Below are 15,095 nucleotides of genomic sequence, written 5' to 3'. Positions count from 1 at the left end.
AGGATTGACGCTATGAATACCACTTATATTATTGCGGCGGTTGTTGTTGTTCTGCTGCTGCTGATCGCGCTCATTGTGATCGGCTTGAAGCGCAAGCAGGCCAAGACTGTCTCCTTCGAGAAAGAAGAGGAGGAGACCAAGGAGCTCACCCGCGAGGAGAAATCCGGTAACTATCAGGCGCAGGGCGGCTTTAACTTCGCCCCCGCCGCCGGTAGTGGTTCTACCCCAAAGAAGAAGGAGCCCGAGCTTCTCGACGGCCAACGCCTCGATAGCCCGCAACCCTCTACCACCCCGCAGGAGACTCCGCAGCCCGAGCCCACCGCGGCTCCTGAGCCGGAGCCTGTAGCGGAGCCGAGCGAGCCTAGTGCGGCGGAGGAGCAGATCAGCTCCGTCGAGGAGGGCGAGGTTGATCGGGTAGAGCAGGACGCCGTGGCGCAGCCGCCGCGTCCCGCCGAGACCCCGGCCGAGACTCCGGCCACCGAGCCCGAGGCTCCGACTGATAGCGAAATCCCGGCCGAGCCTGAGACCCCGGCTGATAGCGCGCCCACGACCGCGGCGGAGCAGATCAGCTCCGTCGAGGATGCCGAGGTCGATCGGGTGGAGGCCGAAAAGGCCACCGAGCAGCCGGCGCCCGCACCCGTGGAGGACGCCCCGGCCGCTACGGAGGATCAAGCCCGCAGCGTCAGTGACGGGCCGGCGCCGCTGACCCAGTCCGCCTCGTCCGAAAGCTATGAGCAGCCGGTCGTGCCCGAGCCCGAGACTGCCGCCGCGGACGAGACTGCCGCCGCGGACGATGCTGAGCAGCGAGAGGGCGTCGATAAGCCTGCTGCGGCGGCGGAGGAGTCCGATACCGCCGTGGTGGAGCCCGAGCCGGCCGAGGTCGAGCGCGAGGACATCGCGCCCGCCGAGGGCCGTTTGGGCAAGCTGCGTGGTCGCTTGTCGCGTTCGCAGAATGTGATCGGCCAGTCTGTGCTGGGTATTCTCTCCGCCGGTGATCTGGATGAGGATGCCTGGGAGGAGATCGAGGACACGCTGATCATGGCGGATCTCGGCTCCACGGCGACGATGAAGATCGTGGATGATTTGCGGGAGAAGATCGCCGCCCGCGGTGTCTCTAGCGAGCAGGAGGCGCGGGCCATGCTGCGCGAGACCCTCATTGAGGCCTGCCAGCCGGAGCTCGATCGCTCCATTCGCGCCATCCCCAATGAGGGCAAGCCGGCCGTGGTGCTGGTGGTGGGTGTCAATGGCACCGGTAAAACCACCACCACCGGCAAGTTGGCGCGCGTGCTGGTGTCTATGGGCCACAACGTGGTGCTGGGTGCCGCCGATACCTTCCGTGCGGCCGCCGCCGACCAGCTGGATACTTGGGGTACCCGAGTGGGCGCGACCACCGTGCGCGGCAAGGAAGGCGCCGATCCGGCATCGGTGGCCTTCGACGCCGTGGCGCAGGGCATTGAGCAGCACGCCGATGTGGTGCTCATCGATACCGCTGGGCGTTTGCACACCTCCCAGGGCCTGATGGATCAGCTGGGCAAGGTCAAGCGCGTCGTAGAGAAGAAGGCCGAGGTGGACGAGGTGCTGCTGGTGCTGGATGCCACCGTGGGCCAGAATGGTCTGATTCAGGCGCGCACCTTCCGCGATGTTGTGGATATCTCCGGTGTGGTTCTTACCAAGCTCGACGGCACCGCCAAGGGTGGTATCGTGTTCCAAGTTCAGGAAGAGCTGGGTGTGCCGGTGAAGCTCGTCGGCTTGGGCGAGGGAGCAGATGATCTTGCGCCCTTCGAGCCGGAAAGTTTCGTCGACGCACTCTTGGGCTAGAGCTACCCCCGCAACCGCATGATTACCGCCTCCTATCTGTGCAGATAGGGGCGGTTTTCCTATGAGGGGGTACCGCTTTCTATAGAGCAATAGAATTTATTTTTCTATTGGCCTATAGTTATTTTTTGTTGGTGATACACACCCGACGATAACGAGACACAGCAGCAAGAAAGGAAGAAAACATGGAGGGAAACGCAAGCTGGATGCTCATGTCCGCTTCCTTGGTGTTGCTCATGACTCCTGCACTCAGCATGTTCTACGGAGGAATGTCCCGCCAGAAGTCCGTGCTGAACACGATGATGATGTCCTTTGGGGCGATGGGGGTTGTCATCCCCATCTTCATTCTTTATGGATGGTCCATGTCCTATGGCGGCAAGGACCTCGCCGGTATTGTGGCCGATCCCTTCACGGACTTCGGCCTGCGCAATGTGATGACCGATGGCGCCGGCGAGTACGTGATGAGTGACGCCGGGTACCCGGCGATTATCGACGTCGCCTTCCAGGTGACCTTCGCCGTGATCTCCGTGGCCCTCATCAGTGGTGCCATCGCGGAGCGCGTGAAGTTCTCCTCCTGGCTGGTCTTTGCTGGCCTGTGGGTCACCTTTGCCTATTTCCCGCTGGCGCACATGGTGTGGGGCGGCGGATTGCTCTCCGAATCCTCCCACTCCATTGCTGGATGGATGTTCGGCACCGAGGGCGAAGACGCTCTCATCGGGCCGGTGGACTTCGCCGGCGGCACCGTGGTGCACATTGCCGCGGGCACCGCGGCGCTGGTGCTGGCCGTGGTGAGCGGACGCCGTCGGGGCTTCCCGCGCCACGTGCACCGCCCGCACAACCTGCCCATGGTGATGATCGGCTCCGGTCTGCTCTGGTTCGGCTGGTGCGGCTTCAACGCCGGCTCCGCCTTTGCTGCCGATGGTCTGGCCGGTCTGGCATGGATGAATACCGCCGCCGCAGCTGCCGCCGGCATTATGGGCTGGCTGGTGGTGGAGCGTATCCGCGATCACCACATGACCTCCCTCGGTGCGGCCTCGGGCGTGGTGGCAGGCCTGGTGGCGATCACCCCGGCCGCCGGTGCTCTCGATCCGGTGGGCTCCCTCGTTCTCGGCGCCGTTGGCGGTGGTCTCGCAGCGTGGGCAGTGAGCTGGAAGTACCGCTTCGGCCTCGATGACACCCTCGATGTGGTGGGTGTGCACCTAGTCGCTGGCCTATGGGGCACCATCGGCCTGGCGCTGCTGGATACGAATATCGGCATCTTCTATGGCGGCGGTGCCGATGGCTTCAAACTGCTGGTGGTGCAGTTCGCAGTGGCACTCGCGGCGATGATTGTCTCCGCTGCAGTCACCGTGGTCATGGCTCTGATTATTCGCAGCACCATGGGCTGGCGCATTGAAGAAACCGATGAGGAAACCGGTATCGATTACCGCATCCACGGCGAGACCGCCTACGAGACCTCCTCGATGCGCTTCTAGCGCAGTCCCGGTAGGTGGCACCGGAGTCCATCGCGGATCCGGTGCCGCCGACGCAGACTATGAGAAATAACTACACTCTGTAGGCACAACCTATTTACGCGGCCCTGGCGCCGCGTGCACGGCGACGGCGCGGAGCGCATCGACCTCATACGAGGCCCATCGATGACAGCTCGGCGCGGACACCGATACCGCTATCTCCAAGGAGTGACTGTCCCATGAAGCTTGTTACCGCCATCGTTAAGCCTTTTACTCTCAACGACATTAAAGAAGCCCTCTCCCAGATCGGCGTGCTGGGCATGACCGTGACCGAAACCCAGGGCTATGGCCAGCAGAAGGGCCACTCTGAGGTCTACCGCGGCGCCGAGTATGCCATCGACTTCGTGCCGAAGATCAAAATCGAGACCATTGTGGACGATTCCCAGCTGGACGAGGTGCTCGACACCATCGCCAGCGCCGCCCGCACCGGCAAGATCGGCGACGGCAAGATTTGGGTGAGCCCGATCGAGCAGCTCGTGCGCGTGCGTACCGGCGAGCGCGGCTCCGACGCCCTGTAAATTCACGCCGCTCTTTTCTCCAGCCTCCGGGCCCACGTGCATTGGGTACCGGGGGCTGTTTTTATGCTGATGACTATGAAGCTCTCTCATACCGCCGCTGTGTTTCGCAGCGACACCCTCGATTCCGTGCACCAGACGGTGGCCACGGTGCAGGTGCCCCCGGGCTGCGCTCTCGCGGCCACCGGCTCCTTCGCGCGCGGAGAAATGACGCCGCATTCCGATCTCGATCTGGTGCTGCTCATTCCCGATGATTTCGACGGCGACCTCTCCGAGGTGTGGTATCCCATTTGGAACTCGCGCATCGCCCTCGACCACAGCGTGCGCACCACCGCCGACTGCCTCTCGGTGCTGGCCAGCGAACCCAGCGCCAGCCTCGCTTTGCTGGATCTTAGCCATGTCAGCGGCGATGAGGAGCTCACCGCTTTTACCATCCGCGCGGTGCGGCATCGCTGGCGGCAAGTGTTGCCGCGCAAATTCGATCACATCGCCGATGAGGCCATTAAGCGCTGGCGGCGCTCGGGCTCATGCGTGTCCATGACTCGGCCGGATCTGAAAAACGGGCACGGCGGGCTGCGCGATATCGAGTTGCTGCGCGCGCTCGCCCTCGGCAATCTCGTGGACGCCCCCGATCTTTCCCGCGAGCGCCGGTTGCTTATCGACGCCCGCACGCTGCTGCACACCGCCGCCCATCGGCACCGCGATGTCCTCGACCCCGAGTTCGCCGTGGATGTGGCCGATAAGCTCGGCTTTGCCGATCGCTATGAGCTCTCCAGCGCCATCGCCGAGGCCGCCCACAATGTGGATGTGGCCCTGACCCGGGCCCTCGATAGCGCCCGCGATGTAATCACCCGCGTCCCGCTGACCCGCAGCCGCCGCCAGCCGGTGGACTTAGATGTTTTTGCCCAGGGCGATCACGTTTCCTTAGCGCGCGATACCAACTTCGAAGATCCCGGTCTGCCGCTGCGCGTTGCCGCCGCAGCCGCCCGCTACGGGCTGCGGGTGTCCACGGCCGTGTGGTCCTCGCTGCGCACCTGCCCGCCGCTGCCGGAGCCGTGGCCAAAGCCCTCAGTCGAGGACTTCTTTACCGTCCTCTCCAGCCCCGAGCACACCCTCGAAGTGGTGCGGTCCATGGACCGCTTCGGATTATTCAGCCCGCTCGTGCCGGAGTGGGAGAGAGTGCGGGGTCTCATGCCCAAAGAACCCACGCATATTCACACCATCGACCGTCACTCCATAGCCGTGGTGGAAAACTGCGCCAGCGAAACCATTGCGGCGGCACGCCCAGACCTGCTGCTTCTGGCCGCGCTCTTCCACGACATGGGCAAGCGCTGCGGCCGGCCGCACGCCATCGTGGGCGCGGAGATGGTGGTGGCACAAGCCCAGCGCATGGGTTTCGCCGCGGCCGACGTGGAGGTGCTGCGCACCCTGGTGCTCGAGCACACCACGCTTGCGGAATTGGCCACCACCACGGATGTGAGTAGCGAGGACAGCGTCGATAAGCTGCTCGATGCGGTGCACTACGATCAGCTCATCCTCAACCTTTTGGCGCTGTTGACCAAGGCAGATGCGCGCGGTACCGGGCCGGGGGTATATAGCTCCACGCTGGCCTATGGCATGGACATTCTTGTGCGCAATGCCGAGCGGATGCTTACCTGTGTGGTGCCGCAGCCGCCGCAGATTGAGCAGGTAGACACCATCGACGTCGTGCGTCGCGGCGCGCACTACCGGATCCTGGCGCGTATTCCGAACCGCGGCCAGCTGATGACGCTGTTGGCCACCGTTCATGCCAGTGGCCTGCGGCTGCGCAAAGCCGGCGTCAATGGCGACTGCGTGGCGCTGAAGGCGCGGCCGCGTTTCGGCACGGAGCTCGACATTCAGCATTTTGTGCAGTCCTATAAGTCGGGAGTGCACACCACCCCGCCGCAGGTGCAGACCTCCATGGTGGCCACCTATTGGTATGGCCGCACCGTGGAGGTGCGAGCGCCCGATGTGCACGGCATCCTCGGCACACTACTGAGCGTGCTGCCCGAGGTGGAGTGGTTGAGCCTGCGCCGGCCCGGTGCCACCTGTATTGCCCAGTTTTGTCTCGCCGGCGAGTATGACTCCGCGCAGATCGAACGTGACGTGACGCGCTGCCTGCTCAACGGCTAGCATAAATCCGGTATAGGTAATGTATAGCGAGACAAGACGTACATCTAGGGGAGAAACTTTTCGTGTTTGAATCACTATCAGACCGGCTCACAGGGGCGCTTAAGGATCTACGCGGCAAAGGCAAGCTCACTGAAGCTGATATTAATGCCACCGCCCGCGAGATCCGGCTGGCGCTGCTCGAGGCGGACGTCTCGCTGAGTGTGGTGCGCGGCTTTATCAAGCGCATCAAGTCCCGGGCAACCGGCGCGGAGGTTTCTAAGGCGCTCAACCCGGCGCAGCAAGTGATCAAGATCGTCAATGAGGAACTCGTTGACATTCTCGGTGGCGAGACCCGCCGACTGAACTTGGCCAAGAACCCGCCCACGGTGATCATGCTCGCCGGTCTACAGGGTGCTGGTAAAACCACCCTGGCCGGTAAGCTGGCCAAGCACCTCGCCGGACAGGGGCACACCCCCATGCTGGTGGCCTGCGATCTGCAGCGCCCCGGCGCCGTGCAGCAGCTGCAAATCGTCGGTGAGCGCGCCGGTGTGCCCACCTTCGCCCCCGATCCCGGCACCGCCCTCGGCAGCGAGCACGAGATGGGCACCTCCCACGGCGACCCCGTGGATGTGGCCCGTCAGGGTATTGCGGAGGCCAAGCGGGCCCAGCACGACATCGTGATCGTGGATACCGCTGGTCGTCTCGGTATCGACGAGACGCTGATGACGCAGGCCCGCAATATCCGCGATGCCGTGAACCCGGACGAAGTGCTCTTCGTCATCGACGCCATGATTGGTCAGGACGCGGTGCACACCGCCGAGGCCTTCCGCGATGGCGTGGACTTCACCGGCGTGGTGCTGACCAAGCTGGACGGCGATGCCCGCGGTGGTGCGGCGCTGTCGATCCGTGAGGTCACCGGCAAGCCGATTATGTTCGCCTCCTCCGGCGAGAAGCTCGAAGATTTCGATGTCTTCCACCCGGAGCGCATGGCCAGCCGCATCCTCGGCATGGGCGATATGCTCTCCCTGATCGAGCAGGCCGAGCAGAAGCTGGACCAGGAAGAGGCGATGAAAACCGCCTCCAAGCTGGGCACTGGCGAGCTCACCCTGGAGGACTTCCTCGATCAGATGCTCATGATCCGCCGCATGGGGCCGATCGGCAACATCCTGAAGATGCTGCCCGGTGGTTCCCAGATGTCGCAGATGGCCGACATGGTGGATGAGAAGCAGCTCGACCGCATCCAGGCCATTATCCGCGGCATGACCCCCGCCGAGCGCGAGGACCCGAAGATCCTCAACGCTTCCCGCCGCAAGCGCATCGCCCAGGGCTCCGGTGTGGCCGTCTCGGAAGTGAACCAGCTGGTGGAGCGCTTCTTTGAGGCGAAGAAGATGATGAGCAAAATGGCCGGCCAATTCGGCATGCCGGGCATGGGCGGCGGCCGCTCGGCCACGAAGAAGAAGCCGAAGGGGCGCAAGAATAAGAAGGGCAAGCGCACCAATAAGGGCAAAAACCGCGGGCCGAAGCGGGGCGCCATGCCCGGAATGGGCGGGATGCCCGGCATGGGTGGCGGCATGCCCTCCCAAGAAGAATTGGAAAAGCTGCAGCAGCAAATGGGCGGCATGGGCGGTGGCTTCCCCGGTATGCCGAAGATGCCGAAGGGCATGGAAGATATCGATCTGAGCAAGCTGGACTTTGGTAAAGGCAAATAGCTAACCCGGGCCGCGGCTGTTGCTGCGGCCCGATAACCCACAGGCGGCCTGCGCTTCCCCTCGAAGGAGGAAGGCAGGCCGCCTGCTGTTGGCTATGTGCCCGTCGCGCTTAGGGCGCGGGCGCCTAGCGCATGTTCACCGGATCGCTTTCGTCGAAGAAGGTGGTGGTGGGGGTGACGTCCGGATCGCCGAGCTTGTCGGGGTCGATATCGGCAAACATCTTTTTCAGCTCGGCCCGCAGCTTCTCCTTCAGGGTGTAGGCATAGGCCTCCGAGATGTGGTTGCGATCGCGGTAGACGAACACATTGCCGATCACCGGCGGGCAGAAGTCCTCCTCGCAGAACCAATCAGCGGTATCCACCGAGCGCATATTGTCGAAGCCGTCCAGGATCTCCTTGGCGGGATCCTCCTCTGCGTAGACGAGGTCCCGGTCCACGCCGCACTCTTCAGCGCTATTGCCCTGGGCCATGCACTGGGTGCGGTTGAAGGGCGTACCGTCCTCATTCCAGCCCCAGGGATTATCGCGCAGGCCCAAGAAGGGGATACCGGCCTCGTCCAGCACCTCCCATACCCGCTCATAATCAAAGGGCACATGGTCGGGGCCCTCGCCGCTCAAGAACTGCGGGCGGGTGGAGGTGGAGAGCACCAGATCCGGCTGGGCTGCCAGCAGCAGATCTAGGGACTTGTGGTTATAGCGGGCGCACGTATTCTCCGGGCCGTATTCGCCCTCGTATTGCAAAAAGAGCGGGCAGCCCTGGCGCAGCTGCGGGATGATCCGCCACCCCTCTTCCTTGGCGATCTCGATGAGCACCGAGGAATATTGCTCGGCGTGGCTGCCGCCGACCAAGTAGATGGTTTTGTTGAAGTTCTCTAATTCGCCATAGGCGCAGGGCCCATCCTCGCCATCGGGATTGGAGGCGGTGGTGGGGAAGTAGGCCGGGGGCTGGGAAGAAAAGGCCATGCAGCGATCCCAGCCGATCTGTGGGTAGAGATCCCCAATCAGCTCCGGATCCGGCTGCGGGTCCACATCCTGTGGCACATCCGCCCCGCTGAGTGCCAGCGCCCCGGGATAGAGCTGCGGGTCCAGGGTCTGCTCCTCGGCGTTGCTGAGCTGCTGGTTATAGGCCGGCACCATGGACAGCAGGAGGATGAACACGGTGGCCACGCTGGCGCCGCCCAGTCCTCGCAGGCGCGCCGCCGAGTTATTCTGCATCGCCTGGAAGGCGCTCCACGCCACATACTCATCGCTCATCGGGCGGGAGCGGTGCTGGCGCAGCGGCTTTTCCACCAAGGTGTAGGTGAGATGGGCCAGCACCACGGACAGCGCGATCACCGCCACGCCGAGGACGATGCTGGGCTCGGTGAGATCGAAGTAGATCACCGAGAGGATCAACAGCGGCCAGTGCCAGAGATAAAGGGAATAGGCGATATCGCCCAGCCAGCGCATGCTGCGGCGGCTGAGCAGAGTCGATACCGGGCCGGAGCCGAGGATGATGAACACGGCACCGCCGAGGGGATAAAGCGTCCACGGACCGGGGAAAACCTGCGCGCCGTCGAAAAGCAGGCCGGTGCTGAGCACCATGAGCAGACCCAGCACGGCCAGGACGGAGCGGAGCTTCTCATTCAGCTGAATCCGGTGCCCATAGATAGCCAGGACGGCGCCGAGGGTGAGCTCCCAGGCGCGGGAGAAGGTGGAATAGTAGTTCAGCCCCTGATCCTGGTTGTGCAGAATGCACGCATAAATAAAGGACGCCAGGGTGATGAGAATGAGGATGGGGCCCGCCACTGTGGATACCCGAGTGCGGCGCAAGCGCAGCAGGCGCAGCAGCGCCAGCAGGCCGAGGGAGAGCAGGATAGCCGCCACATAGAATTGGCCCTGCACGGACATGGACCACAAATGCTGCAGCGGGCTGACGCTATCCGAGGCCACGTTATAGTCGGCGTCCTGGGTGGCCAGCTCCCAGTTTTGGTAGTACAGCAGGCTGGCGAGCAGCTGCTTGACCAGCGTGCCCTCCTTCAGCGAGGGCACCATCCACCACACCAAGCCCGCCACCGAGACGAGCACCACCACCAGTGCGGGCACCAGCCTGCGGATGGTGCGCCATAGTGGCCACCAGGGGTTCAGGGAGGCGCGCATTTTCTCGGCGTAGCGCAGCTGCGAGCCGAGGAAGAAGTAGCCGGATAGCAGCAGGAAGACGTCGACGCCACCGGAGACACGGCCGACGAACACGTGGAAGATCACCACAAAGGCGATAGCGACACCGCGCAAACCGTCGAGGTCGTAGCGATATGACACCGATTTCAGCGCATTGCTCTCAGACACTGGGTGAACTCGACTCCTTAGATGCTCATCTTTTCCGCCCAGCTTAAGCCGACCGAAAAAATATACAGTGACAAGGTCTAAGCCTGTGGCAGGGGGCTGATATCGACTGTTTAGCCTACCGACCGCGGGCGCATTTGACGAAAAGACACCAGCATTGTCGGGGACGCGGGTGGAGAGGATCGGTACCTAGGAGCGGCTTGTGTCTGTCTAGGGGCTCGGGTAGTATTCTTCGAGTTGTCTGCGGTAACTGCCAGTCCCCGAGTACGTCTCGCCTGGCGACCCCATGGTGTCACCCGCAGGTAAATCCAAGGGTTGAACCGGCGCCCACCATCTGTGTAGGCGCGTCTGTACTGCCTAAGTGACAAGAAGAAAAGGAGCCATACATGGCTGTCAAGATTAAGCTCGCCCGCATCGGTAAGATCCGCACCCCGCAGTACCGCGTGGTTGTGGCTGATGCTCGTACCCGCCGCAATGGCAAGGTCATCGAGAACATCGGTATCTACCACCCCAAGGAGGACCCCTCGGTCATCCGCATTGATTCCGAGCGCGCTCAGTACTGGTTGGGCGTGGGCGCCCAGCCGACCGAGCCGGTTCTCGCCCTGCTGAAGGTCACCGGTGACTGGCAGAAGTTCAAGGGCATCGAGGGCGCCGAGGGCACCCTGAAGGTTGCCCCGGAGAAGAAGTCCAAGCTGGAGCTGTTCAACGAGGCCCTCTCCGAGGCCAATAACGGCCCGACCGCCGAGGCCATCACCGAGAAGAAGCGCAAGGCCAAGGAAGAGAAGGACGCTGCTGAGGCCGAGGCCAAGAAGAAGGCTGAGGAAGAGGCTGCCAAGGAGGCCGAGGCTGAGGAGGCTGCAGAGTAAACTCTGCGCGCTTATCGACGCCAACCGCACCGCGCCCCGCACATCGTGCACAGGGAAAGCGTGGTGCGGTTTTCTCATGCCGCAGCAGCGCTGCTGCGGGGCATGCCATGGGCGCTAGTTCACCCACGGCAGAAAGGGCTTTAAACTACACAATCATGGATGAGAAGCTGCAGATTGGGCGCGTGATCAAATCCCACGGCATTAAGGGAGAAGTGATCATCGACCCCACCACCGATGTTCCCGAGGAACGCTTCGCTATCGGCGAGGTGCTCGAGGGGCAGCAAACTGGAAAAACCCTTGAGCTCACCATCGCGGCGGCACGGGTGCATAAGGGGCGGCTGCTGGTGAAGTTCAAAGAGATTGCCGATCGCACCGCGGCCGAGAGCCTGCGCGGCATGCGCTTTGTCGCCGAGCCCCGCGAGGAGGACGAGGACGAGAGCTTCTACGATCATGAGCTCGAGGGCCTGCGCGTCTACGTCGATGGCGCACATATCGGCGAGGTGCTGAGCGTCGAGCGCGGTGTGGCCCATAACCTGCTGAACATTCGGCTCAGCAGCGGCGGCGAGAGCCTGGTGCCCTTTGTCGAGGCGATGGTGCCCGAGGTGGATCTGGAGGGCGGCAGCATCACGCTGACCCCGCCGGAAGGGTTGTTGGATCTCTGATGCGCCTCGATGTTCTCAGCATTTTTCCCGGTTATGTGGAGCCGCTGCGCCACGCCCTGATTGGCAAGGCGATTGAGCACGACATCGTGCAGGTGGGTGTGCATGATCTGCGGCAGTGGGCCAGCGGCAATCACAAGGCGGTGGATGATTCCCCGTACGGTGGCGGCCCCGGAATGGTGATGAAACCGGAGGTGTGGGGGCCGGCGTTGGATGATGTCGCCGCCGGTACCGGCCCCGCCGCCGAGGTGGAATTGCTCAGTTCCGCGCAGCGGCATGTGCGCGGGCCGGCCGTGGTGGAGCAGGACTATGAGACGGTGGCGGAGCAGCGGCCGCTGCTCATCGTGCCCACCCCGGCAGGACGGCCTTTTCAACAAGCCGATGCTGAGCGCTGGTCGCGGGAGAAGCATATCGTTTTCGCCTGCGGCCGCTATGAAGGCATCGATCAGCGCGTGGTGGAGGATGCCCGCCAGCGCTATCGGGTAGAAGAAGTCTCCATCGGTGATTATGTTCTGGTCGGTGGGGAAGTGGCGGTGCTCGTGATGGCGGAGGCGATCGTGCGGCTGATCCCCGGGGTGCTGGGCAATAAGAACAGCCACGAGGATGATTCCTTCTCCACCGGCCTGCTGGAGGGGCCGAGCTATACCAAGCCGCGGAGCTGGCGGGGACTGGATGTTCCCGAGGTGCTGTTCTCCGGCGACCATGCCCGGGTGGAGAGATGGCGGCGGGAGCAGGCGCTGCGGCGCACCGCGGAGCGTCGGCCCGATCTGCTCGAGCACGTGGAGCTCAGCGCCGCTGATCGCGCCTTTCTCGCGGAGCTGAATCTTTAACATGCGCCGGTGCGCTGCGACGATAATATTGCCCTCTCGACCTGATGCCGGCGGCGGGGTCTACACTGTTATTCGCCATACGCCCGCAGCAGCGGCGCACCGGAGAGGACTCTGTGGTGTCGCGCGGAGGTGGTGCGTGCTTCTGCGTCGCTAGGCGGGGCGGGGGCTTGTAGCGCCAGTGCGGGTGTGGGCGTGCACGAGATCAACGCCATCGATAACGAGAGTCGCGAGATGTCTTCGAGCCATACCCCAAGAACGTATAAGCAGAGCAGCCAGCCGCACGAGGAGCCGACGAATCGCCGCGCCATCGTGGGCACCTATAGGGCGGGCACCTTTGATAGCGGCGGCCAGCCACCGAAACCCAATTGGATAGTGTTCATCACCTCCGGTATCGGTGTGATCCTGGTGTCCATCTGGGGATTGGTAAATAAGGATTCCGCGGAATCCACCCTCAACACCGTCACCGGCTGGATCACCGCCAATTTCGGCTGGTTCCTCATTCTCACCGTGGCGGCCGCCCTGATATTTATGCTGTTCATCGCCTGCTCGCGGGCTGGGTCCATCAAACTTGGCCCGGATCATGCCAAGCCGCAGTACTCGCTCTTTTCTTGGTCCGCGATGCTTTTTGCGGCCGGTATCGGCATCGGATTGATGTTCTACTCCGTGGCGGAGCCCATTAACCAGTACTATGGCCCGCCCGAGGGAGCGGGAGAAACCAACGCTGCTGCCCGCGATGCGGTGGTGTGGACCTTCTTCCACTACGGCATGTCCGGCTGGGCGCTCTACGCGCTGCTCGGCATGGCCTTCGGCTACTACGCCTACCGGCTCAATATGCCCTTGGCGATTCGCTCCGCCCTCTATCCGATTCTGGGCAAGCGGGTGCACGGGCCCATTGGAGACGCCGTGGATATCGCCGCGATGCTCGGCACGGTCTTTGGTGTGGCGGCCTCGCTCGGCATCGGCGTGGTGCAGCTGAATTTCGGGCTGCAGTTCCTCTTCGGTATCCCCGAGGGACACGCCGCCCAGATTGGTCTGGTGACCGTGGCCATCCTCGCCGCAACCGTCTCGGCGGTGGCTGGGGTGGATAAGGGCATCAAGCGCATCTCCGAGATCAACGTCTATCTGGCGCTGCTGCTCATGGTCTACGTCTTGGTCACGGGCAAGACGGCCTTTCTTTTCGACGCCATGATGCAAAATATCGGCGATTACCTCACCAAGCTGCCGAACTGGACGTTTAGCTCCTTTGCCTATTCCACGACGCCGGCGCAGACGGGGGAGTGGATGCAAACATGGACCCTGTTCTTCTGGGCATGGTGGGTGGCATGGGCTCCCTTTGTGGGACTGTTCTTGGCGCGTATCTCCCGCGGCCGGACGCTGCGCCAGTTCATCGTGGGCACCCTGGTTGTGCCCTTCACCTTCACCGCGCTGTGGGCCTCCATCTTCGGCAATACCGCCCTCGATAGGGTGATGGGCGGCGATACGGAATTCGGCCTGCTCACCAACGACAATCCGCAGCAGGGCTTTTTCGTGCTTCTCGACGCCCTCCCGTACGGCTCCGTCATGGTGGCCCTGTCGCTTCTGGTGGGCATGCTGTTCTTCGTCACCTCCGCGGACTCCGGGGCGCTGGTGATGAGCAATTTCGCCTCGCATGTCACCGACTCCCAACAGGATGGCGCCAAGTGGCAGCGCGTGTTCTGGGTGGCCGTGGTGGGGCTTTTGACCGTGACCATGCTGCAGATCAACGGTATTTCCGCGCTGCAATCCGCCACGATCGTCATGGGCATTCCCTTCGCCATCGTGGTGTATCTATTGATGTTTGGTCTGAGCAAGTCCCTGCGCCTCGAGGTATTCGAGCAGCAGTCCCGCAAGGTGGCCCTGCACTCGGCGATCTCCTCGCGCACCGGCAGGAACTCGGAGGAGGATTGGCGCAGCCGCATTCAACGCGCCTCGACCTGGCCGGATCAGCAGCGCAGCCAAGAGTATGTGGACACAATCGCCCGCCCCGCACTTGAAGATGTGGCCACCCAGATGCGGGAACAGGGCATCGATGCGCTGCTGACCACCTCAGAAGTAGAGGGAACGGGGATCAACCAGCTCGACTTGTTGGTGGACTTCGGTACCGAGGAGAAGTCCTTCCGCTACCAGGTCTATCCCGTGCGTGAGCTCAGCCCCAGCTTCGCCCACACCACTGAGACCGTCTACTACCGGCTCGAGGTGTTCTCGCAGAGCGGCTCGCTGGGCTATGACGTCTATGGCTATACCCGCCAGCAACTGATCTCGAATCTCCTGGATCTCTACGATCGGCATCTCGAGTTCCTCCACATGCAGCAATATCTGCCCGGGGGATCGGATCACTCGGATAATGCCTCGTTTGTGGATCAGTGGCCGGCGGAGGACCAGCACTAGCGCCAGGCGCAGGCCGCGCTCACGCCCGGATCGATCTCCCCGGTGCCGCTGGAGCCGTACCACAGAGTATCCTCGGCGAAACAGCTCATCACCTGCTCTGTGCGCAGCGGCTCGGCGGCATGCACCACCACGCGGTAGAGGGTGCCCGGCCGTCCGCCCGCTTCGTTGAGCAGCATATTATCCGGCTCGCAGGACAAGGACACGGCTTCGGTGTGCAGCGAGACCAGCCCGGCGATGCGGGAGGGGGCTAGCTTGCTCGCGGCGCGCAGAACATCCGGGGTGCAGAAGACGTGCAGATCGGCGTAATACATAGCTTTTATCATGCCCCTTC

General features: G+C 63.1%; 11 protein-coding genes. 9 read left to right on the top strand and 2 right to left on the bottom strand.

The window, feature by feature from the left end; genetic code table 11:
• Nucleotides 1-12 precede the first annotated feature (12 nt).
• The 5 genes from ftsY (at nt 13) to ffh (ending at nt 7,683) form a co-directional block, all read left to right on the top strand.
• Nucleotides 13-1,818 (top strand): signal recognition particle-docking protein FtsY, encoded by a 1,806-nt coding sequence (gene ftsY, locus KR227_RS01950; RefSeq protein ID WP_255549010.1) that lies wholly within the window; start codon nt 13-15, stop codon nt 1,816-1,818.
• 182 nt (nt 1,819-2,000) lie between these two features.
• Complete coding sequence (locus tag KR227_RS01945; protein WP_218363475.1) at nt 2,001-3,290, top strand: ammonium transporter; 1,290 nt, start codon at nt 2,001-2,003, stop codon at nt 3,288-3,290.
• Nucleotides 3,291-3,505: 215 nt separating this feature from the next.
• Nucleotides 3,506-3,844, top strand: a complete 339-nt coding sequence (locus tag KR227_RS01940) for a P-II family nitrogen regulator (protein ID WP_151528509.1) — start codon at nt 3,506-3,508, stop codon at nt 3,842-3,844.
• A gap of 75 nt (nt 3,845-3,919) precedes the next feature.
• Nucleotides 3,920-5,995 (top strand): [protein-PII] uridylyltransferase, encoded by a 2,076-nt coding sequence (locus KR227_RS01935; RefSeq protein WP_218363474.1) that lies wholly within the window; start codon nt 3,920-3,922, stop codon nt 5,993-5,995.
• 62 nt (nt 5,996-6,057) lie between these two features.
• Entirely contained in the window at nt 6,058-7,683 is a 1,626-nt protein-coding gene (ffh, locus tag KR227_RS01930) for a signal recognition particle protein (RefSeq protein WP_218363473.1), read from the top strand.
• Between the two features lie 124 nt (nt 7,684-7,807).
• Here ffh and KR227_RS01925 read toward each other — a convergent pair whose 3' ends face one another.
• Nucleotides 7,808-10,006, bottom strand: a complete 2,199-nt coding sequence (locus tag KR227_RS01925; protein WP_218363472.1) for an acyltransferase family protein — start codon at nt 10,004-10,006, stop codon at nt 7,808-7,810.
• Between the two features lie 383 nt (nt 10,007-10,389).
• On the opposite strand from KR227_RS01925, the gene rpsP reads away from it, so the two are divergent.
• The 4 genes from rpsP to betT all read left to right on the top strand — a co-directional run bounded on the left by rpsP (nt 10,390) and on the right by betT (nt 14,764).
• A complete protein-coding gene (gene rpsP / locus KR227_RS01920) occupies nt 10,390-10,869 on the top strand; it encodes a 30S ribosomal protein S16 (protein ID WP_151528513.1) in 480 nt (159 codons plus the stop codon).
• Between the two features lie 155 nt (nt 10,870-11,024).
• Nucleotides 11,025-11,531 (top strand): ribosome maturation factor RimM, encoded by a 507-nt coding sequence (gene rimM / locus KR227_RS01915; RefSeq protein WP_218363471.1) that lies wholly within the window; start codon nt 11,025-11,027, stop codon nt 11,529-11,531.
• The gene (gene trmD, locus KR227_RS01910) at nt 11,531-12,358 is read left to right on the top strand and encodes a tRNA (guanosine(37)-N1)-methyltransferase TrmD (protein ID WP_218363470.1); all 828 of its coding nucleotides are present in this window, start codon (nt 11,531-11,533) and stop codon (nt 12,356-12,358) included. Before rimM ends, trmD begins: the two co-directional genes overlap by 1 nt.
• Nucleotides 12,359-12,589: 231 nt before the next feature.
• Entirely contained in the window at nt 12,590-14,764 is a 2,175-nt protein-coding gene (betT, locus tag KR227_RS01905) for a choline BCCT transporter BetT (RefSeq protein ID WP_218363672.1), read from the top strand.
• Here the strand turns inward: betT and KR227_RS01900 are convergent.
• Nucleotides 14,761-15,087, bottom strand: a complete 327-nt coding sequence (locus tag KR227_RS01900) for a hypothetical protein (protein ID WP_218363469.1) — start codon at nt 15,085-15,087, stop codon at nt 14,761-14,763. The two genes, betT and KR227_RS01900, sit on opposite strands and share 4 nt — an antisense overlap.
• Between the last annotated feature and the right edge of the window lie 8 nt (nt 15,088-15,095).

It is taken from the genome of Corynebacterium sp. TAE3-ERU30 (assembly GCF_019209925.1).
Classification (GTDB): domain Bacteria; phylum Actinomycetota; class Actinomycetes; order Mycobacteriales; family Mycobacteriaceae; genus Corynebacterium; species Corynebacterium megadyptis.
This window is presented reverse-complemented; position numbering and strand designations above follow the sequence as displayed.